The organism is Rhizobium sp. 768_B6_N1_8 (assembly GCF_051811225.1).
In the GTDB taxonomy this organism is placed as follows: Bacteria; Pseudomonadota; Alphaproteobacteria; order Rhizobiales; family Rhizobiaceae; genus Rhizobium.
Genome location: NZ_JBPWPV010000001.1, coordinates 2210837 through 2234726, shown reverse-complemented (window position 1 = coordinate 2234726; position 23890 = coordinate 2210837). Strand labels below are relative to the sequence as shown.

Annotated in this window: 25 protein-coding genes and 1 pseudogene; 16 read left to right on the top strand and 10 right to left on the bottom strand. The window is 59.3% G+C overall.

The window, feature by feature from the left end; translation table 11 throughout:
* Positions 1–40 precede the first annotated feature (40 nt).
* The 5 genes from AB8B33_RS11430 (at position 41) to AB8B33_RS11410 (ending at position 4121) form a co-directional block, all read left to right on the top strand.
* Positions 41–733, top strand: coding sequence for a TetR/AcrR family transcriptional regulator (locus AB8B33_RS11430; RefSeq protein ID WP_439017235.1), 693 nt, complete (start codon positions 41–43; stop codon positions 731–733).
* 177 nt (positions 734–910) lie between these two features.
* A complete protein-coding gene (locus AB8B33_RS11425; protein WP_439015457.1) occupies positions 911–1615 on the top strand; it encodes a GntR family transcriptional regulator in 705 nt (234 codons plus the stop codon).
* 85 nt (positions 1616–1700) lie between these two features.
* The gene (locus tag AB8B33_RS11420; protein WP_439015456.1) at positions 1701–2225 is read left to right on the top strand and encodes a flavin reductase family protein; all 525 of its coding nucleotides are present in this window, start codon (positions 1701–1703) and stop codon (positions 2223–2225) included.
* A gap of 10 nt (positions 2226–2235) precedes the next feature.
* Entirely contained in the window at positions 2236–3717 is a 1482-nt protein-coding gene (locus tag AB8B33_RS11415; protein ID WP_439015455.1) for a 4-hydroxyphenylacetate 3-hydroxylase family protein, read from the top strand.
* Positions 3714–4121, top strand: a complete 408-nt coding sequence (locus AB8B33_RS11410; protein WP_439015454.1) for a cupin — start codon at positions 3714–3716, stop codon at positions 4119–4121. The genes AB8B33_RS11415 and AB8B33_RS11410 overlap by 4 nt, the downstream gene beginning before the upstream one ends.
* 206 nt (positions 4122–4327) lie before the next feature.
* Here AB8B33_RS11410 and AB8B33_RS11405 read toward each other — a convergent pair whose 3' ends face one another.
* Positions 4328–5305 (bottom strand): LysR family transcriptional regulator, encoded by a 978-nt coding sequence (locus AB8B33_RS11405; RefSeq protein WP_439015453.1) that lies wholly within the window; start codon positions 5303–5305, stop codon positions 4328–4330.
* A 112-nt stretch (positions 5306–5417) separates the two neighbouring features.
* Between AB8B33_RS11405 and AB8B33_RS11400 the strand changes: the two genes are divergently transcribed.
* The 3 genes from AB8B33_RS11400 (at position 5418) to AB8B33_RS11390 (ending at position 9071) form a co-directional block, all read left to right on the top strand.
* Positions 5418–5813, top strand: coding sequence for a nuclear transport factor 2 family protein (locus tag AB8B33_RS11400; protein WP_439015452.1), 396 nt, complete (start codon positions 5418–5420; stop codon positions 5811–5813).
* A gap of 374 nt (positions 5814–6187) precedes the next feature.
* On the top strand, positions 6188–8647 hold the full coding sequence (locus AB8B33_RS11395) for an arylsulfatase (RefSeq protein WP_439015451.1): 2460 nt from the start codon (positions 6188–6190) through the stop codon (positions 8645–8647).
* A 10-nt stretch (positions 8648–8657) separates the two neighbouring features.
* On the top strand, positions 8658–9071 hold the full coding sequence (locus tag AB8B33_RS11390) for a hypothetical protein (protein ID WP_439015450.1): 414 nt from the start codon (positions 8658–8660) through the stop codon (positions 9069–9071).
* 145 nt (positions 9072–9216) lie between these two features.
* Here AB8B33_RS11390 and AB8B33_RS11385 read toward each other — a convergent pair whose 3' ends face one another.
* From AB8B33_RS11385 to AB8B33_RS11375, 3 genes are read right to left on the bottom strand one after another with little or no spacing between them, the layout of a single operon-like run.
* Entirely contained in the window at positions 9217–9399 is a 183-nt protein-coding gene (locus AB8B33_RS11385) for a hypothetical protein (protein ID WP_310386241.1), read from the bottom strand.
* 33 nt (positions 9400–9432) lie between these two features.
* Positions 9433–10863, bottom strand: a complete 1431-nt coding sequence (locus tag AB8B33_RS11380) for a DUF1254 domain-containing protein (protein ID WP_439017234.1) — start codon at positions 10861–10863, stop codon at positions 9433–9435.
* Positions 10864–10918: 55 nt separating this feature from the next.
* Positions 10919–11512 carry a hypothetical protein gene (locus AB8B33_RS11375; protein WP_439015449.1) on the bottom strand — a complete coding sequence of 198 codons (594 nt, stop codon included), beginning with the start codon at positions 11510–11512 and terminating at the stop codon, positions 10919–10921.
* Positions 11513–11595: 83 nt separating this feature from the next.
* Between AB8B33_RS11375 and AB8B33_RS11370 the strand changes: the two genes are divergently transcribed.
* From AB8B33_RS11370 to AB8B33_RS11360, 3 genes and pseudogenes are all read left to right on the top strand, one after another.
* On the top strand, positions 11596–12609 hold the full coding sequence (locus AB8B33_RS11370; RefSeq protein WP_439015448.1) for an AraC family transcriptional regulator ligand-binding domain-containing protein: 1014 nt from the start codon (positions 11596–11598) through the stop codon (positions 12607–12609).
* Positions 12606–12871, top strand: a pseudogene (locus AB8B33_RS11365) (integrase); the annotation flags it as partial. The gene AB8B33_RS11370 and the pseudogene AB8B33_RS11365, both read left to right, overlap by 4 nt.
* Positions 12872–12875: 4 nt before the next feature.
* The gene (locus tag AB8B33_RS11360) at positions 12876–12965 is read left to right on the top strand and encodes a hypothetical protein (RefSeq protein WP_439015447.1); all 90 of its coding nucleotides are present in this window, start codon (positions 12876–12878) and stop codon (positions 12963–12965) included.
* A gap of 326 nt (positions 12966–13291) precedes the next feature.
* Here the strand turns inward: AB8B33_RS11360 and AB8B33_RS11355 are convergent, their stop codons facing one another.
* Positions 13292–13738, bottom strand: coding sequence for a MarR family transcriptional regulator (locus AB8B33_RS11355; RefSeq protein ID WP_113323498.1), 447 nt, complete (start codon positions 13736–13738; stop codon positions 13292–13294).
* Between the two features lie 68 nt (positions 13739–13806).
* On the opposite strand from AB8B33_RS11355, the gene AB8B33_RS11350 reads away from it, so the two are divergent.
* Both AB8B33_RS11350 and AB8B33_RS11345 read left to right on the top strand, forming a co-directional pair.
* Positions 13807–14208: a VOC family protein gene (locus AB8B33_RS11350; RefSeq protein WP_439015446.1), complete on the top strand. Its 402-nt coding sequence runs from the start codon at positions 13807–13809 to the stop codon at positions 14206–14208.
* A 304-nt stretch (positions 14209–14512) separates the two neighbouring features.
* Positions 14513–14998, top strand: coding sequence for a RidA family protein (locus AB8B33_RS11345; RefSeq protein ID WP_439015445.1), 486 nt, complete (start codon positions 14513–14515; stop codon positions 14996–14998).
* A 147-nt stretch (positions 14999–15145) separates the two neighbouring features.
* On the opposite strand, the gene AB8B33_RS11340 is transcribed toward AB8B33_RS11345, so the two are convergent.
* On the bottom strand, positions 15146–16141 hold the full coding sequence (locus tag AB8B33_RS11340) for a cupin domain-containing protein (RefSeq protein ID WP_439015444.1): 996 nt from the start codon (positions 16139–16141) through the stop codon (positions 15146–15148).
* 201 nt (positions 16142–16342) lie between these two features.
* Between AB8B33_RS11340 and AB8B33_RS11335 the strand changes: the two genes are divergently transcribed.
* The gene (locus AB8B33_RS11335) at positions 16343–17113 is read left to right on the top strand and encodes an alpha/beta fold hydrolase (RefSeq protein ID WP_439015443.1); all 771 of its coding nucleotides are present in this window, start codon (positions 16343–16345) and stop codon (positions 17111–17113) included.
* A 117-nt stretch (positions 17114–17230) separates the two neighbouring features.
* Here the strand turns inward: AB8B33_RS11335 and aac(6') are convergent, their stop codons facing one another.
* From aac(6') to gltS, 3 genes are all read right to left on the bottom strand, one after another.
* Positions 17231–17674: an aminoglycoside 6'-N-acetyltransferase gene (gene aac(6') / locus AB8B33_RS11330; protein ID WP_439017233.1), complete on the bottom strand. Its 444-nt coding sequence runs from the start codon at positions 17672–17674 to the stop codon at positions 17231–17233.
* 50 nt (positions 17675–17724) lie between these two features.
* On the bottom strand, positions 17725–18747 hold the full coding sequence (locus AB8B33_RS11325; protein ID WP_439015442.1) for an alpha/beta hydrolase family protein: 1023 nt from the start codon (positions 18745–18747) through the stop codon (positions 17725–17727).
* Between the two features lie 188 nt (positions 18748–18935).
* Complete coding sequence (gltS, locus tag AB8B33_RS11320; RefSeq protein ID WP_439015441.1) at positions 18936–20141, bottom strand: sodium/glutamate symporter; 1206 nt, start codon at positions 20139–20141, stop codon at positions 18936–18938.
* A gap of 409 nt (positions 20142–20550) precedes the next feature.
* Between gltS and argS the strand changes: the two genes are divergently transcribed.
* A complete protein-coding gene (gene argS / locus AB8B33_RS11315) occupies positions 20551–22254 on the top strand; it encodes an arginine--tRNA ligase (RefSeq protein WP_439015440.1) in 1704 nt (567 codons plus the stop codon).
* 319 nt (positions 22255–22573) lie between these two features.
* Here the strand turns inward: argS and AB8B33_RS11310 are convergent, their stop codons facing one another.
* Positions 22574–22945 carry a COG4315 family predicted lipoprotein gene (locus tag AB8B33_RS11310; protein WP_007797316.1) on the bottom strand — a complete coding sequence of 124 codons (372 nt, stop codon included), beginning with the start codon at positions 22943–22945 and terminating at the stop codon, positions 22574–22576.
* Between the two features lie 464 nt (positions 22946–23409).
* On the opposite strand from AB8B33_RS11310, the gene AB8B33_RS11305 reads away from it, so the two are divergent.
* Complete coding sequence (locus AB8B33_RS11305) at positions 23410–23790, top strand: pentapeptide repeat-containing protein (protein ID WP_439015439.1); 381 nt, start codon at positions 23410–23412, stop codon at positions 23788–23790.
* The last annotated feature ends 100 nt before the right edge of the window (positions 23791–23890 follow it).

Here is a 23890-nt window from a genome sequence, read left to right as displayed (position 1 = left end):
GTTGCGAGAATTGTTTGTCGATCGACAAATAAATAAATGCATGGCGGTTCGACATCCGTCAAGTTATAGTTTGTCGATCGACAAACAAATCGGAGAAGAGATGGCGACGCCTGGCAGGCCACTGACATTTGACCGGGACGTCGCTTTGCGCAGCGCAATGGATCTGTTTTGGGAGCGCGGCTACGAAGGAACCTCCATGAAGGACCTGAGCGAAGCCATGGGAATTGCTTCGGCCAGCATCTATGCGTCCTTCGGAAGCAAGGAAGCCTTGTTCCGCGAAGCCGTGGCCCTCAATGCCGCGACCCAGGGGCAGCCCCCGAGGGTAGCACTTCGCGAGCAGACCACGGCCCATGAGGCGATACACGCCATGCTGCGCGCCGTGGCCGATACAATCACCATTCCCGGCTCGCCGCGTGGATGCATGCTGGTCCTTGCGGCGCCGACCGGCACGATAGAAAACCACCCGGTACGCGAATTCCTCGCCGACATTCGCAGGGCGCAATTCGAGGAGATCAGGGAGCGGCTGGTCAGAGGGGTCCACGATGGCGACCTCGCTGCCTCGACCGAGAGCCTGACGGCCATCGCTCGCTACTATACCACCGTGATGCACGGTCTCTCGGTGCAGGCGCGCGACGGCGCAAGCCGTGCCGAACTTGAGACAGTCATCACCATGGCCATGGCCGCCTGGAAGACGCTGGCACCGGATGCTCTAGAACGTCAACAACCGAATTAGGCCGCGGGCACAGCAAGGGCACCGGGGAGGGTAGGCACGCCCGCTTTTGGCGCGTTCCGGCCGATATACTCGTCTGGTGTCGACCCGAAGCAGACATCTCCATCAGCGTACACGGCCAGTGAGAGTAACCGGTGAAAAAGACCATCTTGACTCTGTTATACACATATTGTATACAACATGTCTATGTCACCCAAACCAGCCAGCGGCTTTGCCGCACTCCAGCGAGGTGATGCAGCGCAGGATGTCGTTTATGCCTGGCTGAAGCAGCACGTGCTGACACTGCCCCGCAATGAGGCGACTTTCTTGACGGAAGCGCAGGTCTGTCGAGAAACAGGCGTTTCACGTACCCCGGTAAGGGAGGCGTTCCTGCGACTGGAAGCCGACGGGTTGTTGACGATTTTGCCCAAGAAGGGCGCGTATATCGCTCCGATCACGGAATCCGAGGTCGACGCGATCATGCAGGCGCGCGGCTTGGTCGAGGAATGGTGCTCCCGGGAGGCAAGCCGGTTTGGAAGTTCGCTGGCCGATGAACTGGATCGGCTGATCGTCCAGCAGGAGCAGGTTCGAAGCGATCGCGTGGCGTTCATTGAAAGTGACCGGGAATTCCACCGGACAATCGTGAGAGCCGCCGGCAATCCGGTTCTCGCGACGTTTTACGAAAGCCTTCGCGATCGGCAAGTCAGAATGGGCGTGCATGCAATCTCCGTCGGCAGTCGGATCGACGACGTCTTGGCCGAGCATCGGGCGATAGCGGATGCGATCCGCGCCTCGCAGGCGGAGCAGGTCGTTGCGGCGGTTGGCGAGCATCTGGCTCGGACCTTGGCCGCGTTACGGGCACCCATGACCCGTCATTGGTCGCAAGACACGCGGACGGTCATCTAGGCTCGCAACATCCTGGAGAGCGAATATGATCACTGAGATCACGCGATCGGCTATCGAATAGACCGGTCGACATCGGGGGGCGGGCATGGAACCAGACTTTGATGTGACTGCATTCAAGCTGGCCTTGGGACAGTTCCCGACCGGGGTTTGCGTGGTCACCAGCGTGAACGGCCCGGAAAGGCTGGGTGTCACGGTCAGCTCTTTCAACTCGCTTTCCTTCAACCCGCCGCTGATCCTTTTCTCCATGGATCGCCGCGCCGCGAGCATCTCCCAATGGATGAAGGTGAGCGGTTACTCGATCAATGTGCTGTCCGAGAACCAGGCGAATTTGTCGAAGCGGTTTTCCAAACCGTTGACCAACAAGTGGGAAGGCATCGCCTGCGAGACTGAAGCGGGGCACGGCATCATCCTTGCTGGAACCGCTGCCGTTTTTCATTGCGCGCCTTGGGCTGCCAATGACGGCGGCGACCATCTGCTGTTCATCGGCAAAGTGACAGCATTCCAATCGTTTCGCGACCGTCGGCCGCTTGTCTACAGCAAGGGTCGATATGCCGCGCTGGAACGTGAAGTACGCATGGAAGCGTCCTGGCCTTTGCCAATGCACTATTGAGGGTGATGACATGTTGAAAACAGGCTCACAGCATATCGAAACCCTGCGCGACGGCCGACAGGTGTTCCTCGAAGGAAAGCTTGCAGATGACGTTACCGTCCACCCGGCCTTCAGCCGGACTATTGGTTCGATTGCGCGGCTCTATGATTTTCAATGCGCGGAACAGAACCGCTCCCTCATGACCTATCAGACGGACAGCAACACTCCTGCAAGCCGAATCTGGCAGATGCCGGGTAACTACACCGAATTGGTGGAGCGGCGCCGGGCGATTGAGACCTGGGCATCGTTGCATTGCGGTTTCCTCGGCCGCGCGCCGGACCACGTGGCCTCCTGTCTGGCGGGTATGATGATGGGGATCGAGGTCTTTCAGGCCTACAATCCCAAGCGCGCCGCTGCTCTGGCGGAGTATTACCGCTATGCCTGCAAAAGCGATCTCTACCTGACATATGTAATCATCAATCCGCAGGCGGACCGGTCAAAGAGCGCGGGTCAGCAACAGGACCGCACCTTGACGGCGGGTGTTGTCGACCAGGACGGAGAAGGTCTGACGATCCGTGGCGCAAAGATGCTGGCCACGGGTGGCATCATGGCTAACGAGGTCTTCGTCACTTGCATTCAGCCGCTTTCGGAAGGCGACGAATCCTATGCTGTTTCCTTCGTGGTCCCCATGAACGCGCGTGGGCTTACGATAATGTCCCGCAAGTCCTACGAAGGGCACGCAACCAGCGCTTTCGACAGCCCGCTTGCCAGCCGCTTTGACGAGAATGATGCAATCCTCTACTTCGATGATGTCAAGGTGCCGTGGGATCGGGTTTTCATCAATCAGGACATCCGCATGTGTCAGGAGCAATTTCATGCCACACCTGCCCATGTCCTGCAGAACTATCAGGCACAAGTTCGCCTGATGGTAAAATTGCGCTTTCTGGTCGGGCTGGCGCATCGGATGGCCGAGGCTAACGGCATTGTCGGCTTTCCCCAGGTGCGCGAGACGCTCGGCACACTGGCGGCGCAGTGCGCGATGGTCGACGCCCTGGTGCATGCCATGGAGGTCAAGGGCCAAAACCGCGGCGACTATTTCGTTCCAGACCGGCACACGCTCTATTCGGCACAGGTGCTCACCCAGAAGCTCTATCCGGAAGTGATTTCGGCGCTGCGCGAGCTCGCCGGTGGCGGACTGATCATGCTGCCGTCGAGCATCGCGGACTTCGCCGATCCCCAGCTCAAAACCTTGATCGAAAAGACCCAGCAATCGCCTGTTACAAGTGCCGAGGGGCGGGTGAAACTCTTCAAGCTGGCCTGGGACGCAATAGGCTCCGAGTTCGGCTCCAGGCATACCCAATACGAGATGTTTTACGCGGGGGCGAATTTCGTTACCAGGAATCACAGCTACCGCACGTTCGACTGGCATTCGGGCACCCGATTGGTCGACGAGATGCTCGATTCCTACTCACTCGAAAGCGAACTTCGCGCACACACGGCGGTGGAAGTATGACATCGCCCTTGGCTCCATTGAAGGAACATAAGGAATTCCACCAGGTGAACATGGGGGAGGGCTGGCACAGCCCACCCGGATATCCAGCCGGAATCGAGCAAAAGATATTGGCCGGATGGCTCGATGAAGAGAACGGCAGGGGTAATCGCACGCGATTGCTCCGCTTCCTGCCGAAGGCGCGGACCGAGAAACCCTTCGTGCACACCTATTGGGAAGAGGTCTATCTTCTCGAAGGCGACCTCATCGTTGGCGATCCGTCGTCTGGAACCGTGTCTTACCCTGCACACACTTACGCATGCCGTCCTCCAGGGGTCTTTCATGGGCCCTTCAAATCAGAGATGGGCTGCCTGCTACTTGAGATTCACTATTACGAGACAGCATCTGACGGGATGCCGCGAGTGTGAAGCACCGTGGATGGCGACGGGCGCAATGACCGCTCTCGGCCCTAAGCGGACGTCGCGGTTCGCCAACGCAAGCCTTCTCGGAAAGGCGCTCCAACCGTCAGCGGCATGACACGCCCCCGGCGGTCACGCTACTGGGAAAAGCTATTCGTCCCGGCGCGGTTTCGGAAAACTCTTGTTGATGCGCTTGGCGGCGATACTCCCCGGCGTCACTGGTGCAGACGCAGACCTCGAGGAACAGCCGCGCCGATCGCCGCCGCCTCGACGCCGTTACTCTGGCGCGGGCCGGCGCGGATGGCGTCGATCACGGCGCGAAGCGGCGGCGCCATTTGCCGTTGGGCCGGATAGCAGAGGTAGTAGCCGGGGAAGGGGGCGGACCAGGTCTCGAGCAGCGCGACAAGGCGGCCTTCAGCGATGTGGCGCGCGATCAGCTGCTGGCTGGCGAATGCAACACCCACTCCGTCGACCGCCGCCTGCACCCCGAAGTCCTTCATGTTGGAGATCAGTGGGCCGTCGATTGCGACTTCGAACCATTTGCCGTTTTCCATGAACTCCCATTTGTAGGGCGTCTTCTGCGCCGGCCATCGCCAGGCGATGCAGCGATGGGCGAGAAGGTCGCGCGGATGAGCCGGCGTCCCGTGCCGGGCGAGATAGTCGGGCGAGGCGACCACGGTCTGGCGCAGGTCCGGGCCGAGTTTCACCGCGATGAGGTCCTTGTCGATCACCTCCCCGAGGCGGATGGCGACGTCATAGCCTTCGGCCACGATGTTGACGACGGCGTCGTCGAGCGTGACGTCGAGCACGACCTGCGGATAGGCGTCGCTGAAGTCACGGAGGATCGGTGTCAGGTAGAGGTCCGCGGCTGCCCGGAAGCAGTGCACCCGCACGGTCCCGGCGGGATGGGCGCGGCGCTCGCGGGTCTCGCCCAGCGCCTCCGCCAGCTCCTCGACGGCGGGCTGTACCCGTTCGAACAGCTTGGCCCCCGCCTCGGTCAGGGAGACGCTGCGGGTGGTGCGGTTGAACAAGCTGACTCCGACCCGCTCCTCGAGCCCTCGGACCATCTGGCTGAGCGCCGAGGATGACACGCCGAGGTTCTCGGCCGCCCGGCTGAAGTTCAGCGAACCGGCAACGGCCACGAAGGCGCGGAGCTGGTTGTAGTCTCCGGCAGACGGAAGGGAAGGTTTCATGATCGCCCTCAATTGCTTAGCTCAGCTTACAAGGCTGATTAGTGCGCGCGGACTAAACCTTGCCGCGCCCGTCCTTATACTCAGCTGGACACGAAAGTTGAAGGGAACCACAATGACGTTGCAGAACACGCCCCCGACGGGAAACATAGATGAATTGGTCGCCTTGGCGAAAACCTACTTCGATGCCGCCTACGCGATGGACGCCGACACGTTCGCGACCATCTTCGACCCCGCGGCCTTGGTCACCAGGCGCGGCGATGGCGACAGCGTGGTGGTTACGCCTGTTGCCGCCTGGCTCGATGCGGTCCGGAGCCTGACCTCACCGCAGGATGCCGGCAGCGTGCGCGCCGACCAGATCCTCTCCATCGCCATTGTCAGTGACATGGCGCTGCTCAAGCTCCGCCTGCGGATCCCGCCCCGGGAGGTGACCGACCTGCTGTCGTGCTTTTACCTCAACGGGCGCTGGCAGATCGTCCAGAAGGTGTTCGCCGCCGAGATCCTGGCCTGAAGGATCTGCCATCGATCCTCAACGGTCACAAGCAGAGCCGGATTGGGAAACTCTTACCGTGGAATTGTGCGGTGACAGAGCGCGGGCCCAAAGACCACAGTCGGCCGACATGTTCGTCCGGGTTCGGTTCGAAGCGGACTTAGTGCCCCTGCGGGGCACGCGGCATCAACCGGTGTTTTTGCTGTACACTGGGCCGGCAATCATGCATTCTTATCTAGGGTTGCATGCGTCTTGGGATGGAAGCGCTGCCAACGATTGCTCCTGTTGATTCTGGCCAGACCGATCCAGGTTCCGACCTCTGTGCTCCTACGAGCGAATATTGGTTCTGTACTTCTTGGTAGACGCTGCTCCGCTTAGCCAAGAGGAGGGGTTCCATGCGTCGCTACAGTGTACTGCACATCTCTCGCGGCGTGCTCGCAGCGCTGGGTTTTACAGCGTTGACCGGGTTTGGCTGTCCGGCGGCATTCGCACAGGCGGCATCGGGCGCACAGGCGGCAACGGGGGCTCCGGGAGCCACAATCACCCTCGACGGCAAGCAGCTTCCGCCACCCACGCCGAATTTCGGCGGGGTGATCAAGGAAAAAGCGTCTGAATCACAGCCCTGGTGGGCTCCGCGTGTCACGCCGCCAAAGGGTGCGCCGAACGTGCTGCTGATCATGACCGATGACCAGGGATTTGGTGCCCCAAGCACCTTCGGCGGCGTCATTCCCACCCCGGCCATGGATCGCATTGCAAACCAGGGGCTGCGCTTTACCAATTTCCACTCGACGTCGCTCTGTTCGCCGACGCGGGCCGCGTTGATTACCGGCCGAAACCATCATTCGGTCGGTTCCGGGGTGGTCGGCGAAATTGCGACGGGCTATCCGGGCTACGATTCCATCATCCCGGTCGAGAAAGGCACCATAGGCACGATCCTCAAGGAGAACGGCTATGCGACATCGTGGTTCGGCAAGAACCACAATACCCCGTCCTATCAGTCGAGCCAGGCAGGGCCGTTCAATCAATGGCCGACGGGAATGGGCTTTGAATATTTCTACGGCTTCGTCGGCGGCGACGCCAGCCAGTGGCAGCCGAATCTCTACCGCAACACGACGGCCATCTACCCGTTCGAAGGCAATCCCGGATGGAACATGGAAACGGCGATGGCCGACGAGGCCATCCAATATATGAAGCAGTTGAAGGAGATCGCGCCGGACAAGCCCTGGCTCGTCTATTACGTGCCGGGCGCCACGCATGCGCCGCATCATCCCACACCGGAATGGATCAAGAAGATCAGCGACATGCATCTCTTCGACGACGGCTGGAACAAGCTGCGCGAGACGATCTTCGCCAACCAGAAACGGCTCGGCATCATGCCCGAGAATGCGCAACTGACGCCGTGGCCGAAGGAACTGCCGCAATGGGATACGCTGAGCCTGGAAGAGAGAAAACTCTTCATCAAGCAGGCGGATATCTACGGCGCCTACCTTGCTTACGCTGACAATGAGATCGGCCGGGTCATTCAGGCCGTCGACGATCTCGGCGAACTCGACAATACGCTGATCATCTATATCGGCGGCGACAACGGCGCGAGTGCCGAAGGCATGCTCAACGGTACGCCGAACGAGTTCACCACCTTCAACGGCATCCCGGTGCCGGTGAAGGACCAGTTGCTGTGGTATCCGTTCTGGGGATCGGAGCGGACATTCCCGCATTTTGCGGCAGCCTGGGCCTGGGCGATGGACACGCCGTTCAAGTGGGTGAAGCAGGTGCCGTCGCATTTCGGCGGAACCTCGCAAGGGGTGGCGATGTCCTGGCCCGGCCACATCACTGATGTGGGCGGCATCCGCCGCCAGTTCTCGCACGTGATCGACATCGTGCCGACCATCCTCGAAGCCACCGGCATCCCGGCACCCGAGACGATCAACGGCATCGCTCAGAAGCCGGTCGAAGGGGTGAGCATGGCCTACACATGGGACAAGGCAAATGCCGATGTCCCCACCCGGCATACGACGCAATATTTCGAGATGCTCGGCAATCGCGCCATCTACGACAATGGCTGGGTGGCAGCGACGACGCCGGCAACCCGGCCGTGGGAGCTGAGCACCGCCACGCCGCCCGACGTCATCACCGGCTATAACTGGGAACTCTACAACGTTGACGATGACCCGACCCAGTTCAGCGACCTGGCCGCCAAGATGCCCGACAAGCTCAAGCAGATGCAGGACCTCTTCTATTCCGAGGCGAAGAAGTACGATGTGCTGCCGCTCGACAATTCGACGCTTTCCCGTTGGAACACGCCGCGCCCCAACCTGACGGCCGGGCGAACCGAGTTCACCTATTCGGGGGCACTGAGCGGTGTGCCGCCGAGCGCTGCACCGAGTGTCCTCAACAGGTCCTATACGATCACGGCCGAGGTCGAGATACCCGAAGGCGGTGCGGACGGCATGATCGTGACCGAGGGCGGACGGTTCGGCGGCTACGGCCTGTTTCTCAGCAAAGGCGACTTCGGCGTCGGGCGGGGCAGGGTCGTGTTTCTCTACAACCTTCTCGACCTGAAGCGCACGATGTGGGAGGGGCCGGAACTGGAACCCGGCAAGCACCAAATCGCCTTCGAGTTCAAGTCCGATGGTCCGGGCCTCGGCAAGGGCGGTAGCGGCGTCCTGTCGGTGGACGGCAAGCAGGTGGCGACAAACTCGGTCGAACACACGACGCCCGTCACCTTTCCGGAGGACGAAAGCTTCGACGTCGGTCAGGATACGCGCACAGGGGTCGCTCTGGTCGAGTATCGCTACGACGCTCCGTTCAAGTTCTCCGGCAAGATCGACAAGCTGACGTTCAAGCTCGGGCAATAGTGGGGGCGGCATGTTTGGAACGATGGCTGCAAATGCCAGGCTGCTGTTTTCGGTAACAGGCGTGGTCGAAGCCGCGACGGGACTGGCATTGCTGATTGCACCAGCGCTCCTGGTTCAAATGCTGCTCGGGGCCGCGCCGGACACGCCTGCCGGCATGACGGCCGCCCGTGTCGCCGGAGCGGCCGTGCTGAGTCTGGCCGTCGCCTGCTGGCTTGCGCGGGACGACCTGGCAGGCAAGGCTGCCAAGGGATTGGTGACAGCGATGCTGTTCTATAACTTCGCCGTGGTCGCAATACTCATTCTTGGATGGATTCGCCACGGCATCGCCGGCATCGCTTTCTGGCCTGTTGTCGCGGCCCATATCGCGCTGGGCGTCTGGTGCGCGGCGTGCGGCTTGGCATCGAGCCGCATTGCTGACCGTTAGCAATCGTCCGGCGCGACGTCAGCTATGGGCGCGAAGCGGCCGTTTGGCGATCTCGGCGTAGACGACCGCTTTGCGCCCCCAGAGTGTCATAGGGAGCTAGCTAGCCCAGCCCCGAAAGCGGACAAGCAGATCATCGCATGGGGCTTTATGCATCAGCAAACAGATCAATCTTGTCCGACACGGCGACGCCCGGTGAGAAGGGCGTCGTCATCTCATAGGTCTGTGCGGAAGCCGTCGTATCGGCGGATAAGATGACCAAGCCTGGCAATACCGCGGCGGTGGCGCAAAGTAGTTTCGTCGTGGTGGTCGTCGCTCTCTTCTCATTCACATCCGGTACCGCGCACCAGCATGGTCGGGACAATTACTGCGCCACGACGGCCGGCGGCTGCCACGTTCCTTCGCCGGCCGGCAATATGGACGGCGCTTCGGTCTTCGGCCAATACAGGCGCATGACGAGATAGATCGTGTCATTGGGCGCAGGCAGCCAGTTTGCTTCCTTGTCCGCGCCGGGGTTGTCCTTCTGGATATAAAGTGTGAGCGAACCATCCTCGTTCTTTTTCATGCCCGGCAACATTGGCGAGTTGATGAGGTAGCGATCGATCGGATTCTTGATCAGGAGCTGGCTCTTGCCGTCATACATCGTGACCGACCAGAAGGAGTTCACCGGCGGCAGTTGGCCGGAGGGGAAGGTCAGTATGTAATTGTGCTTGCTTCCGTCGAGCGTCTGGCCTTGGCTATCGACGCGCGTGAACGGATAGGTCGCTTCCTCCGGGTCATTGCCATAGATGCCGGCCTGAGCAGCGACGGCGCGTTTCAACCAGTCACCATTGTAGTGGGCACTGTCTCCTGGAAGACCGCTAACCCGCCAGCCATTGATCGCCTTGCCGGCATTGTCGACGGCCTCGTCGACCTTCCGCTGGCCCTCCTTCATGCCGAGGCCAATCTCCAGCTTGTGCTCCAGTGGCAGATCCTTGAAGTCAAAGGACTTACCCGGCCCGATGCCGAGGCGTGCCAGCTTGGCCCTTATCTCCTTCTCATTGCCCTGCGCCGGCGCGAATTGCAGAGCGAAGTCGAGATAGTCGAAGAAGTTGGTCTTCGCGAGTTCTTTGTCGATCTTGGGGAAGTCGATGGTTGGCGCGGCCGCTGGGGGCGTCTGCTTCAGAAAGGCCGACAGCATCTGCACCTTGTAGCCAGCCTGCACCTTCTTGACGTTGTCGAGATCATCCGGGCCAAAAAGCTGGGTGCGATAACCTGCGAGGGAAAACTGCGTGCTCGAACGAAAAACCTGCTTGATGCCCGCCGGGGTGTCACCCTCCCAGTCAGGTCCGACCACCATGTAGTCGCCGGCATCGCTCCCCGTGGCTCGGGTGCCGATATAGCCGTAATTGTAGGTATTGCCGTCACAGAGCATGACAGAGTAGTAGCGCTTCGGGTCGATCGCCGGCACCGAAAGCACCACCGGTTCAGCTCGCAAATCCAGCCAGACGAAGGAATACGGCGTGTCGCTGTTGGGCGTGACGATTGCCGTGTCCTTGTAAGTGTAAACGTTGGGCTCGTTCTTGATTTGGTTGAACGGCGCCTTGAACTGCCCTGAATTGCGGTCTACCGCGTACTCGTACATGATGGCATAGTTCATCACGAGCGGCAGGCCGTAGATCAAGCCTTCCTCGGCAATGTCCTTGGCCTCGACAATATCTGGATAGCTTTGCGCCATCAGCAGGCTTGGCTTCACAATCGCGGCACCAGCAGCGATCACCGCGGCCGAGCGAAGTAGATCTCGCTTCGTCAACATTTGCCTTACTCCTCTTAGGTCGTGTCGAAGTCGGTTGCCTCGCTTCAGGCTGAGGCTAGTAAAGAACAGCGCGTCGGAAGCCACGCCTTGCCACGCCCGCATATGAAAGCGGCGTCAGCGGCATGCCGATGATGTCGATGAACACGGAAACCTTCGAGCCCTTCTCCGGCATCTCGCCGCCAACCACCTTCAACGTGTAGGTCAAGTTCTGGCCGTTCAGTTCCGGATTCTCCAGGGCGACGACGACCTGTTGGAGCTTGTTTGCTTCGAGGATGGACAGGTCTGCATTCGGCGGATCAGAGAGGAAGCTATCCTTGCCCTTGCTCCAGAAAGGCACAAACGCTGTCGTACCCATATTCCCGGCAATGCGCTCGGGGCGGTCAGAGAAAAACAATGTTGTAGCGCCAATGCCTTCGAGCGTCAGCTTGTTCGCCGCTTTGTCGAAGGTCATCGCGCTTGCGGTCTGGACGAACAGGAAGTCAGCTACGTCATCGGCTGCTCCCGCCAGTCGAGGCCTAAGCGGCACCGCTGTCGCCGCAACAGCTGTGGCTGCGATCAGCAAGTTTCGTCTGGTCGTCATGGTCTTCCCTCCGGTTGATACAGCAGAAATTCTCTCGGAAGCAGGCTTCTTTGCTTGCGCGACACGCACGTTTTACTGCAATAATCACTATTCCTAATTTTGAAACCACTCATTTTACGCCACGGTTGCAATATTTCTGGAGCAATGCATGCATGGCTGAGATTCCCGTTATCTCCAACCGCATATTGCATGGCATGCCGGCCTTCATACGCCGTGAAATGGGACCAAAGGCACTACTCCAGGCCAATCGCGCCGTAGGCTTTGATCTCGAACTGATTGAGGGCGAGAACTGCTTCATCCCGCACGCGGCGGTGATCGGCTTTGTCGAAGCGGCTGCACGCGCTGCCGGTGAGGCCAACTTTGGGGTTCTGATTGCCCCGATGATGAACGTCGCTAACTACGGCAGCTACGGACGCTACGTGATGGGTGCCGGCACCCTGGGGAAGGCCATCGAGCGCGCCATCTCCGGTCTTTGCTTTCATAGTACGGATGACAGGATGTCGGTCGCGATCGTCGGCAACGAGGTACGATACAGCTATGTCTTTGCGCTAGCCGGCCGTACCGGGTGGGGCAACACCGCGTGCGCGGCGGCGGGCGTCCTGCTTAGCCTCTTCAGGGCTTATTTGCCCCCTGACTGGCGACCGCTGCGCGTCGAGCTTGATACCGATAGGCCAAGCCAGACGAGACTTTTTGAAGACGTCTTCCATTGCCCGGTCCATTTCAACGCACCCGCGGTGACCATCGTCACGGAACGCCATCATCTGTCCGCTATGGCGAGGAGCACTTCATGGCCGATCGTCACCATCGAGGATGTGGCGCGAGAGCGGCGGGGCGGTGCTCCAAGGGATTTGCTCAACGTGATCTTGGAGCAGATCCGGACCCAGGTTCTCACCGGCAGCATATCGATCGATAGCACGGCACTATTGATGGACACCAGTGTCCGAACACTGCAACGTGAGCTGAATCGGGCCGGCACCGATTTTCGCAGCTTGGCGAACGTAGTCAGGGCACAGCGAGCCACGGAATTACTCCGGCATACAAACGATTCGATCACGCGCGTATCGGCGGAACTGGGATATTCGTCCCCAGCCAATTTCGCTCGCGCTTTCCGAAGGGCAACCGGCAATGGGCCGAGGGAATTTCGCTCCGAAGGAGAACTCAAATAGGTATTGCACAACACGATCCTGCAGTTACTGGGCCGTCCTGCATGGAACGCTGGCCGAAAGGTCAGCGTCAAGAAACCACTGAAGCAGCGCGAGATCTGGGCGATCCGCTTCTTCCTCGACCGAGAGGCGCCTGAGAGATCGCGCGCTGTTTGATCTCGCGATCGACAGTAAGCTCCGAGGCTGCGGTCTTGTTAAGGTCAAGATCGGAACCCTCGTCACAGGTCAAGAAATTCGAATCCGCGCCATGGTCGTCCAGCAAAAGGCTCATGTACTCTGATCCTCAGGGACTAAACCTGTGGAACTCGATTGCACACGGCACTGTTGAGCGCGGAATGATCAATGCAGTGATCTCGTGATCCATTCTCTGCTTGTACTTGGCCTGTGGGGATCAACTGGCCGGCCACCGGAAGAAGAAGGCGGCTGGAGGCTGAGGGAGGTGGGAACCTGCCCAACTGTCGTACGCGTTGTCGTCGAAGCTCCGTGACCAGTTGAAGGCGGCTTTTCCAGCGTGACTTCCCAGAGCCCGCCAGTCCGCTTCCGGCCCCAATTCCGTCACTTACTCAGTCCCGCTTGACGTCCGCTTCTGGCGCGTTCCGGCCGACGTACTCGTCTGGTGTCGGCCCGAAGCGGACGAAACAGGCTCGACCGTGAAGCCTCTTCGGCCGTTTGTCGGCGGAGAAGCTCATGGGATGGCCTCTGCTATCCGTAACAGGGCTGAATATATGATCTCGGGATCATCGGGTGCAACGGCATTTCGGACGAGGCTTTCGGCGTTGGCGACAATCTCGTGTGCGGCACGCAAGGCCGACCGGCCGTCCGGCGTAAGTTCGGTCGTAAGGACCCGCCCATGTACCGGGTGGGCCATTCGCTTGATGAGGCCGTCCCGTTCGAGTGTCGCTATGATGGACTGCATCGTCTGCGGTGTTACGAAGGCCCGCCGCGCGAGCTCCGCACTTGACAGGCCCGCGCTGACCTCAAGCCCCGCCAGCACCGAGTATTGCGGGGTCGTCAATCCGATGTTTCTAAGTTCGGTGTCGAGATGGCCCCGCAGCGCTTGCTGCGCCCGCTTCAGCGCATATCCGAGCGAGCGGTAGGTGTCATCAACAGGCGGATCAATCAGGCTGGACATATCAGTACCCTTATATTATATCAGGGCCCTGACGATACTGCGTCAGGTATAAAAAGGAAAGATAGCTCATGCCTCGCCTCATTGGACCGGATTTCATTGGGATACAGACAAAGGATCTGGACGCCGCACGGACCTTCTATCGGGACATTGTCGGGCTTACGCCATCGGCAAAGGCTCCTCCGGGCGCGATTGTTTTCGAAACGCACCCCATCCCATTCGCCGTCCGCACGCCGATCGAGGACTTTGACGATACGCAGAAGCTGGGGGTTGGCATCGCGATCTGGTTTGGCTGCGACGACGCTGACGAATTGCACGCTCATCTGTGCGAGCGCGACGTGCGGATAGCTTTCCCGCCGAAGGACGGTCCGTTCGGACGCTATTTCGCCTTCGTCGATCCATTTGGCTATACGATAACCGCGCATACCTTCCGACAAGTGACTGAAACGGCCCCGCAGACGCGCAGCCCCTAACTCAAATGTGAATACTTTCTCTCGCGGAATTCCGGAATTCTGCGGCAAATGCGACCAACGGTCGCTTTCGGCCCAAAGCGGCCTCTCACTAGATGAAGTTATCGCTACACCTGATCGGGGACTGCTGGGTTCGAGCAGACCTCTTTTCGTTGCGGCGGCGGGGACCCGTATCTCCTCGACTATGGCAGCCGAGTGCGCTGTTACTGTCGGGCGACAGCATCTAACTTGCCTAGCATCAGCGGATGCGGCGCCACTGACCGCGTCTCGTTGGAACTTCCCAAGCAATAACAGGAGTCGATCACCAATGTCGCATATCGAAAGCCAGCTACAACGGTTGGGACTAGAACTTCCGGCGCCGATCCTGCTTCCGCCTAACGTGAAACTCTCCTTTCCCTGGGTCCGCATTTCAGGGTCAAGGGCTTATATTTCCGGACACGGGCCGCTCAATTTAGACGGCTCGATTGCTGGACCGCTCGGAAAGGTCGGGAAAGGTCTGTCTTTGGAAGAAGGCTACCATGCCGCTCGCCTGACCGCACTGGCAATGTTGGCCAGCCTGAAAGTTGCTTTGGGTGATCTGGACCGGGTGGACAGCTGGCTTCGCGTCTTTGGCATGGTGAATACAGATCCCTCCTTCAACTCATATCCACTCGTTATCAATGGCTTCAGCGACCTTATCGCAGAGGTTTACGGCGGCGAACGCGGATCCCACGCCCGCTCCGCGATAGGCGTGGCAGGCCTGCCATTTGATCTTCCCGTCGAGATTGAAGCCGAGGTTCTTATACGGCCTTAGCGACCCGGTACGGCACGAGTTTGGGACGGCCGCATTTAGGTCACGCAGGTCCACAGACCTGGTCAGGATAGGAGCGTCGGCAGGCGCTCGCGCCGACGACCATGCTCTTCAGTGGCTGTAATTCCAAAGCTTCCGCCCAGCCAGCGATTATGACAGGACGGTCTCGACGTCAGCTTGGTCAAGATCAGTCGGCGCCTCCTGATCAGGAAATTCCCCTGGCCTTGGGCGGCCGTCAGTGCGCCGAGCTGCTCGATAGCGGCCGGGTGAGAGGCCGTGGTGCCGATGGAACAACTTCGAGAACGCCGCGACGGTTTCGTAGCCAACGCGGCTTGCGATCCGGGCAATTCCCTCATCGCTTGTTTCCAGTAGGAACGCAGCCTCCGACATCCGGCGTGCGATCAGATAGCGCTGCATGGACTGGCCGACGAGCTTGGTGAAGCGAGCCGAAAACACCGAGCGGCCGAGCCCCACGCGATGTGCGAGGTCGCGAAGCGTCCAGGGCCCATCCGGTCGTTCGTGGATCAACTCAAGCGCTCGCCCAATATAGGGGTCCGCCATCGCCCCAAGCCATCCGCCTTCTCCTGGCCGGAGAGATTTGATCCAGCTTCGCAACACCTCGACGAAGAGCACCTCTGTCATTCGCGAGAGCGCGACGCGTTGGCCGGGACGTTCAAGCGCCGACTCGCTCACCATGCGGCGCAGAATTGCCTCAAGCCAGTCACCGTCCATTGCCGGCTTCAGGAGAAGTACGGGCGGAAGCAGCTCCATCACGCTACCGCGCGCGGGCCACGAGAGAATGAAATTGCCACAGATCATCGTCGAGAGCGGCTGCGCGCTGCCTCCGTGACGCACGACGCCAAGATGTGCGGGTCGATCGAGGTCCGTAACCAGGAATGGCTTCGTCCGACTATCCGAGTAAATCAAATGGGGCTCGCCGCGTGTGATGACGACGAGATCGCCCTCCGCCATGCGGAGCTCTTGCCCATGTTCGAGCGCGAGGGTGGCTGTGCCACGACTGAGATAATGGAACAGGGCGTAGGGGCGCTCCGGCAAGGCCAGGTTCCAGGGATGGCCGAGCTCGAAGTGAAAGAGCAGGGTGCCGCTCAGTCGAACGCGATCGAGCACTTCGGCGAGGATGTCCATGCCTGATGTTAGTCCGCCGTACGGTCGGACACAATATCCGGACGATCGGGGCCTAACGTCCCGGAACCCTTCGTATTATTTCGTGTCGACGTGAGCCAACAGGTCACCCAGCAAGCAATCTGGCTAACTGCCGCAACACGTACCGAAGTGCCTGTCCCTTTTCGTGGGTCGGGGTTGTCGGCATCCAAACAGGAGCAAGCAATGCGAAATATACTACTCTTAGCCACCACAGTTCTCGTCGCCGGGGCAGCGTTTGCCGCACCCGCCCAATCGGCTGGTCTACCCAAGGGGGCGGCGCACAACATCGTGCTCGTCCATGGCGCTTTCGTCGACCAGACAAGCTGGAAGCCCGTTGCCGACATCCTCACGAAGAAGGGCTATAAAGTAACGCTGGTCGAAAATCCGCTCACGTCGCTGGCTGCGGATGTCGATGCCACCAAGCAGGCACTGGCGAAGCAGGATGGCAAGACAGTCCTCGTTGGCCACTCCTGGGGCGGCGTGGTCATTACGCAAGCCGGTGACGATCCCAAGGTCTCCGCGCTCGTCTATGTCTCCGCCTTCGCACCTGACGTCGGAGAATCTCTGGCGGCCCTGGCCAAGGGCGGCCCGGCAACCGAAGGCACCAAGGCAATTCATCCCGACGAAAAGGGCAACCTCTATATCGATCCCAAGGTGTTTCCCTCGGCGGTCGCCGCGGACCTTCCACTGAAGGTCGCCGAATCCCTGGCAAACTCGCAGCTTCCGCTAAACCACACAGCCTACGAGGCTCCGGTCGATAGGGCGGCTTGGCGCGACAAACCGACCTTCTATGTGATCAGCACGAAGGACAAGGTAATCGCACCGGAGACCCAGAAACTGTTCGCGGCCAGGATGAAGGCCAAGATCACAGAGGTGGCTGGCAGCCATGCCTCCCTCGTCGTTCATGCGAATGAAGTCGCTGCGGCCATTGAAAAGGCCGCGCTCACGAAGTGACGATACTGCTCCCGGTGCCACCGTGCCGGGAGTACCTCTCTGCGTTGGAAACACGCAGCGCTCCGACTTTTGCGAGTGAGTTTCGCGACAAGCCATCCCGTGGAAGGGCAATACGGACTACAGGGTTTTTCGGAAGAACACGACGCGCTGGGTCTCCGCAAATCCTAATGCAGCATGGAGCGCATGGCTGGCTGCGTTCTCAAGCGGCGCGTCGGAGCCAAATTCGACGCATCCAAGCGACTTTCCCCATTCGGCAACCGCGTTGCACAGCAACCGCGCAATACCCCTTCGCCTGTCAGCGGGCCGGACATAAATCCCTTCAAGGAACAGGACAGGTGAGCTAGTGCATCCGTTCACGTAATCATGACGTAAAGTGGCCTCTGCAAGCCCGATAGCTTCATCCGCATCATTTCGAGCGATGAACGCGGCTGCTTTTCCATTTCCTGAAAGAAACGACCGGGCCAGCTCGGCACAATGGTCTTCAAGCGAGTGATGCGGCCATAGCGCAATGCGAAGCTGCGCCCATGGCTCAACATCTTTTATGGTCCCAATCTCAATAATCGATCCCATATGGCGGCTCCTTCCTTGTCGCAAGAACCCCGCAGAGCGTGTCAAAAGTCGGACGCGGTTTTCGAGAACAGCTCGATCGCCAATGCTGCTGTCCGATCATGAATCCACCGGCGATCAACGCCAGGCGCATCAGCGCATATTTCGGTTTCATGGACCTTACCCCATTCGGAGCATTCGCACAGGAAGGCGTAGTGACCAGCCATTGGATCGAGCAAATCCATCGTGCTGTTTGGTAGTTGTTCGTGCACCCATGCAGCGCACAGGTCGGAAGGGGCTTCGATATCAGCGGCTACAGCCGCAATGGCAACCGGCACAGGAATCTTGCTCAGGCTTTCGCCTGTCAGGCCCCGCACCGTGGGCGCCGGTGCGCAAAGAAGAGCGGCTTTGATCCTTGAATCCTTATAGGACGATGATTGCCGGTTCCATGAGGCGCGGAACACGGCACTGGTTTCCAGCAGTGGGGTAACCTGCTCCCCAATGTCCGGAAACTCTCTCGGACCATTGCCCCAAGGCTTGTTCTGAGCCCAGTCGAGAAACAGCGTCATGTCGGTGATGGCACCCAGCAACGACAGTACCGTGTAACCGCCCAGAGAAAACCCTGCCGCAAAGGTGCGATCGAGATCAAGCTGCCCTGCAAATTGCCCCTCGGCAGTATGATAATCCAGCAAAACGGTCAGGTCCCGAGCGCGTTCCCACCAGCACAGGAAGCCCTCCGGACGATATTGTTCCGAAGCGGTGTTACCATGATGATCGATGCCGATTGCAACGAAGCCTGCTTTGGCCAGGCGTTGACCGAGCCAACCAAGACCGGCTGCTGTTCCCCCGGTTCCATGCGAGAGCAGTACAAGGGGATAGGCCTCTTGTCGGCTTGCCAGGCGTGCATCGTCCACCGATTCCTCAGTGAGGAAAAAGGATCGAACTGGCTCCTCAGGAACAGCGGTTTTTCTTAAGGGATCTTCAGTCGGATACCATGCTGACCAGGCCAAGGGCCGGGAGCCGTCACCAGCCCAATTCGATCGGCTGCTGTCTTCTACGTTACCTCTGGTGAAGCCAACCTTGAACATGATCTCCATCCATCGCCAGTTTTATCCTCTGACAGGAGGGGAAAATTACTTAAAATTGTCAACGTGGATCGTCGCTTTCTGTTCAAACTTCCATTGGGCTGGATTCCGTATTTCGACGTGCCGTAGCGACAGTTTTTGCGACAAGTGAGTGCGCAGAACGATTCACGAAAATATCTCCGCGGGACCAATCACCGAACAAGGAACCCAAGCACTGCCGCGTTTGCAAGATCGATGAAGAATGCGGAGACGAGCGGCAGGATGATGAACGCGATGGTTGCTGCTCCGTGGATCTTGGTGACCGCCGTCATGTTGGCTATCGCCGTCGGGGTAGCTCCGAGCGAAATCCCGCAGAAGCCGGCGGAAATGACCGCCGCATTGTAGTTGCGCCCCATGGCCGGGAACACGACCAGGATGATGTATACGACGGCCACAAGCGTCTGCACCGCAAGCACGATCGCGAGCGAAAGGCCGAGCCCGCTCAGGCCCCACAACTGCATGCTCATCAAGGACATCGCCAGGAATATGTTCAGCGAGAGATCGGATATGAGCGCCAGACCGCGGGTATGCGTCGGCCAGGGCAGGCGCGGCGCCAGGATCGGAATGCTGTTCGTCATCACGATGGCGCTCAGCAGACAGACGACGAACAGCGGAAGATTGATCCCGGCTTCAAGGATAATCTCGTGCAGGGCGTAGCCAATGATGATCGCGACATTTGTCACCAGCAATGTGCGCAACAGGCTGATGTAACTGACATCGTCTTCGTGGCCATCGGCAGCATCCCGCGGCACCCCGATCGTCAACTCCTCGTCCTTGGGGCCGCTCAAGCCATTCCGGGTGATCAGATACTGTGCGATTGGTCCCCCGACGAGGCTGGCGACGACCAGGCCGAGCGTAGCGCTGGCAATGCCGATTTCGAGAGCGTTTGTGAGACCGAAACGGCTCGACACGATCGGAGCCCAGGCAATCGTCGTGCCGTGTCCGCCGATCAGCGAGGTCGACCCGAGAAGGATTGCCATGCCTTCTGGAAGACCGAGCACCTCGCTGGCCCCCATGGAAACGAGGTTCTGGATCACAAGAAACGCAAGCGTGACGGCCAGCAGGATGAGAAACGGCTTGCCTCCGGCAAGGAGATCGGAGAGCCGCGCGTTCAGGCCAACGCCGGTGAAAAAGTAAAGCAGCAACAGGTCGCGTGCGCCGAGCGCGAAGCTGATCTCGATGCCAAGGAACTCATAGGCGACGAGCGTCACGAACGCTGCCAGGAGCCCGCCGGTGACTGCCTCCGGAATGCTCCAGCGGGTGAGGGCGGGGATGAGCCGATTGAGGTTCGCGCCAGCGAAGAACACGAGGATCGCTATGGTGAACGACAGCAGTCCTGGGACCTCTATTGTCGACATGTGCCACCTTCACCGCCAGACCCGCCTTGTCGGTTGCAAAACACTGACACACGCGCTTTGACTGAACCAGTGAAAATATTGGTTCGCCCCCTCGCTGCTCCCAGGACACCATCTTGCACTTGGTATCTCGACAGCCAATTTGACGCTGCCTGCGCTGACCTTGCTGGTCATAGAAACACGGATCGCGCAGTCAGCCACCAATCGCCAGTAGATTTTAGTGAGACGCTTCCAATCGTTACGGTTGCAAAATTCAGTCGATCACATGATTGCCAGCGGTCATCGGACGGTCTATTGAAAAATCGAACTTAGAGGCCCGACATGAACATGGCTCCGAAGATTGCAGAACGGCGACGCTGAAGCTCTTAACGCTTCCGTGCTCCTTTACTCATGCAATTTCAGGAAATGATCCATGTCCGTAAAATCGGCCGCGCTCGCCGCGCTTGCTTCCGCATATGAACTGAACGGCCTTGAAGCCGCCCCCTCCATCGTCCGGTCGACCAGACCCGAGTTCGGCGATGTCCAATGCAACGACATGATGCGGCTGGCGAAATCCGCGGGCAAGAACCCGCGCGTGCTTGCGGCGGAAGTCGCAGAGGCAGCCCGGAGTGCTCTTTTCGAGGACGTGTCCGTCGCCGGCCCAGGTTTCGTGAACTTCCGGCTGGCCGATGCAGCCGTTGCCGCGGAAGCAAGCGCCATGCTTGCCGATCCATCGCTCGCCGCAGAGAAGGTGGAGCCGATGCGGACGATCATTGACTTTGGCGGACCCAACGTCGCCAAGGCACTGCATGTCGGCCATCTGCGTTCCTTCGTCATCGGGGAGAGCCTGCGACGCATCCTCGTGGAGATCGGTCACGACGTTCTGTCTGACATTCACCTTGGCGACTGGGGCCTGCAAATGGGCAAGCTTCTTCTGGGTGCAGCTCAGGCCGCGGGATGGAAGGCAGGTGACCCCACATACTTCATCGATCCATCGGCATTTGATGCCATGACCGTCGAGGAGCTTGGCGCCCTTTACAAGTCAGGCAATGCTGCCTGCGAGGACGAGGCTTCGCTTGCGCTCGCGCGGATGCTGACCACGAAGCTGCAGGACGGAGACCCGCTTCTGGCGGAGGCCTGGGCGCGCATGCGGGCCATTTCCCTTGCATCGATCTCCGCCACGGCGAAGATGCTCGGCGCGCATTTCGATCTATTCAAAGGCGAAAGCGATGCTCATGCGGAAGTCGCGCCCATGCTCCACGATCTCACCACCCGCGGGCTGGCGCGGGAGAGCGATGGGGCTCTTGTCATCGACGTCTACGGCGACGGGCTTCCGGACAATGTGCCACCTCTGCTTCTCCAGAAGAGAGACGGAGCGGCCCTTTACGGTACCACCGATCTCGCAACACTCCGGCAGCGGGTGCGTGACATCGGCGCGCAGCAGATCGTTTACTGCACTGACGATCGGCAGGCACTCCATATCGCCAGCGTGTTTTCGGCGGCGCGTGCGGCAGGTTATGCCGATGGCGTCGAATTACGGCACGTGACCTTCGGTACAGTCCGCGGCAATGACGGCAAGCCCTTCAAGACCCGTGACGGGTCGGCAGCCTCGCTCGGTGACATGATCGATCTTGCGCTCGCCAAGTCGTCTGAAATGGTCGCCGACAGCCAAGCAGCCACGGTTGTGGGCCTCGGCGCGTTGAAGTTCGCCGACCTCTCCACACCAAGAAAGACAGGTTACATCTTCGATATCGACAGGATGACCTCCTTCGAGGGACGGACCGGACCGTACCTTCAATACGCCTACGCCCGGATCTGCTCGATCCTCGACAAAGCTGCGGAGGCCAGCATCGTTCCAGGCGAGACAATCTCGATCAGCCATCCATCGGAACGTGCCGTCCTGATGGAATGCCTCTGGTATCCGCACGCCCTTTCGGAGGCAGCGCGACAGTTCGAGTCTTTCGAAATCGCTGATCGGGCCTATCAGGTGGCGGATGCGTTCAGCCGGTTCTACACGGATTGCCCGGTGCTGAAGGCGGACGATCCGTCGGGACGGCTCGCCACGTGCAAGCTGGTCGCAAGGGTTATCGGAAAGTGTCTTGAGCTTCTTGGAATGGAAGCTGTGCGGCGTATGTAAGGTCCATTGGTTTGACTGCTTCCGGCCCTTAGCATGTGTAATCGGGCGGTCCCACAAGGGGCAGGCTCCCATTACAGTCTCGATGCAACCGAGATGACGGGAGACGACGATGTTTTATGCTGCCTTGGCGTGTCGCTGCGGTCAGTGGCGATCTGTATTATCGACGAGGCTGGGAAAGTCAGGCTTGAGCGGTCGGTTCCATCGGACGGGCCGGGCGGGCCGGGTTTGTCGGCGAAACCACAGACAGAGATAGGTCGTTCCAGAAGTCTTGGGGTTCAGGGCGATCCGACGACCGCCCATTCGAACCGTCGCCGGTGAGCTATTTGGCCACGTGCCACACTCCTCCAACGCCATCGCCGTTGGCTTCACCGGCTTTCTTATCCTCGACATAGGTGTAAAGCGGCTTACCCTCATAGGCCCACATCTCTTTGCCATCCGCAGCTTTGACTAGAGACCATTCGCCTTCCGCCTTGGCCTTGGCTCCAGCGTGGAACGCCGGCCACTTCTTCAGGCAATCGCTATCGCAGTTGGATTTGCCTTTTGTATCTTTGTCGAATGTGTAAAGCACCATGCCTTTTTCAGTGGCCAGGACCTTGCCCATTTTCGTCTCGACCATCTTGGCCGGCTCGGCCGCAAAAGCAGACCCGGTTAAAGCAGTTAACGCACCTATCGCGATTAATATCGTTCTCATGATTTTTCTCCCATTCGGCAGTGCCGGCCGAATGCCAGCAGTACCCGATCTAACTGACAAAAACGCCCAACTATGAAAGCGGTTCCGCCCATGGGGGACGAACAAGACAGGCCAGCAATAGTTACAAGGTCCACGAAGCGCCAACTGCGGACCCTTGGCAATGATGGCAGAAGGGTCACGTCTCGACCCCAAAGCGGTCATTTGAGTCATCGTCGGTCATGAGCATTGCAATGTTGGGCTTCTTGTCCTGTGCTTGCGCTGGAGCGAAGACACGCAAAAATCCCAAAACCTGCGACACATTTTGCAACTAAAACCTTCGACGTAGCAAGCTTTAGGAATTGCGCGACAAACGACACGGCCAGAATTGGCGTGGGCTCGTTTCTATTTCAGATTCGACGGTCGTAAATGATTGCACAATCTGGCATTCTTTGGGTCAAAATCATGATTGACCCGAGGAAACGACAATGAGCGACCACCAAGAACACAACCAGTTTGATGGCCCTCAGATGCAGGGAGTTCATTACGAGCGGGCCGATATGTCAGGTGCGAATTTTGACGGCGTGAACCTTGCAGATGCCCGGTTTTACGCTGTTTTGACCAAGGCAAAATTCACCGACACCAATTTAAGCGAAGCGTTTTTTGACGATATCAGCCTTGCGGATGCGCGCTTTAACAACGTCAATCTGTCTGGAGCCGCCATCACGAATGCAAACCTGTCGCGGTTGACCATAAGCGGCGTCACGTTGGCAGATTCAGACATCAAAGACGCCGATTTGACTGGGATGCGCATCAATGGCGTTCTCGTAACCGATCTATTCCTGGCCTATGAAAACGCGAAAACCTGATGGCCGTGGATGACTTCGTGCACATCGAGAAACAGCGTAGATTGGCGTCCTGAAATTCACCACCTTGAGCAGAACGGCCATGGCAGCAGGAAACAAATCG

Bases quoted from the DNA above. Each gene is read 5' to 3' on its own strand.
- AB8B33_RS11425 (WP_439015457.1), top strand. From the start codon at position 911: ATGTCTATGTCACCCAAACCAGCCAGCGGCTTTGCCGCACTCCAGCGA.
- AB8B33_RS11420 (WP_439015456.1), top strand. From the start codon at position 1,701: ATGGAACCAGACTTTGATGTGACTGCATTCAAGCTGGCCTTGGGACAG.
- AB8B33_RS11395 (WP_439015451.1), top strand. From the start codon at position 6,188: ATGCGTCGCTACAGTGTACTGCACATCTCTCGCGGCGTGCTCGCAGCG.
- AB8B33_RS11415 (WP_439015455.1), top strand. From the start codon at position 2,236: ATGTTGAAAACAGGCTCACAGCATATCGAAACCCTGCGCGACGGCCGA.
- AB8B33_RS11405 (WP_439015453.1), bottom strand. From the start codon at position 5,305: ATGAAACCTTCCCTTCCGTCTGCCGGAGACTACAACCAGCTCCGCGCC.
- AB8B33_RS11370 (WP_439015448.1), top strand. From the start codon at position 11,596: ATGGCTGAGATTCCCGTTATCTCCAACCGCATATTGCATGGCATGCCG.
- AB8B33_RS11340 (WP_439015444.1), bottom strand. From the start codon at position 16,141: ATGGACATCCTCGCCGAAGTGCTCGATCGCGTTCGACTGAGCGGCACC.
- AB8B33_RS11410 (WP_439015454.1), top strand. From the start codon at position 3,714: ATGACATCGCCCTTGGCTCCATTGAAGGAACATAAGGAATTCCACCAG.
- AB8B33_RS11430 (WP_439017235.1), top strand. From the start codon at position 41: ATGGCGGTTCGACATCCGTCAAGTTATAGTTTGTCGATCGACAAACAA.
- AB8B33_RS11325 (WP_439015442.1), bottom strand. From the start codon at position 18,747: ATGTTCAAGGTTGGCTTCACCAGAGGTAACGTAGAAGACAGCAGCCGA.
- AB8B33_RS11305 (WP_439015439.1), top strand. From the start codon at position 23,410: ATGAGCGACCACCAAGAACACAACCAGTTTGATGGCCCTCAGATGCAG.
- AB8B33_RS11310 (WP_007797316.1), bottom strand. From the start codon at position 22,945: ATGAGAACGATATTAATCGCGATAGGTGCGTTAACTGCTTTAACCGGG.
- AB8B33_RS11350 (WP_439015446.1), top strand. From the start codon at position 13,807: ATGCCTCGCCTCATTGGACCGGATTTCATTGGGATACAGACAAAGGAT.
- AB8B33_RS11360 (WP_439015447.1), top strand. From the start codon at position 12,876: ATGTACTCTGATCCTCAGGGACTAAACCTGTGGAACTCGATTGCACAC.
- AB8B33_RS11335 (WP_439015443.1), top strand. From the start codon at position 16,343: ATGCGAAATATACTACTCTTAGCCACCACAGTTCTCGTCGCCGGGGCA.
- AB8B33_RS11390 (WP_439015450.1), top strand. From the start codon at position 8,658: ATGTTTGGAACGATGGCTGCAAATGCCAGGCTGCTGTTTTCGGTAACA.
- argS (WP_439015440.1), top strand. From the start codon at position 20,551: ATGTCCGTAAAATCGGCCGCGCTCGCCGCGCTTGCTTCCGCATATGAA.
- AB8B33_RS11355 (WP_113323498.1), bottom strand. From the start codon at position 13,738: ATGTCCAGCCTGATTGATCCGCCTGTTGATGACACCTACCGCTCGCTC.
- gltS (WP_439015441.1), bottom strand. From the start codon at position 20,141: ATGTCGACAATAGAGGTCCCAGGACTGCTGTCGTTCACCATAGCGATC.
- AB8B33_RS11345 (WP_439015445.1), top strand. From the start codon at position 14,513: ATGTCGCATATCGAAAGCCAGCTACAACGGTTGGGACTAGAACTTCCG.
- AB8B33_RS11400 (WP_439015452.1), top strand. From the start codon at position 5,418: ATGACGTTGCAGAACACGCCCCCGACGGGAAACATAGATGAATTGGTC.
- AB8B33_RS11380 (WP_439017234.1), bottom strand. From the start codon at position 10,863: ATGTTGACGAAGCGAGATCTACTTCGCTCGGCCGCGGTGATCGCTGCT.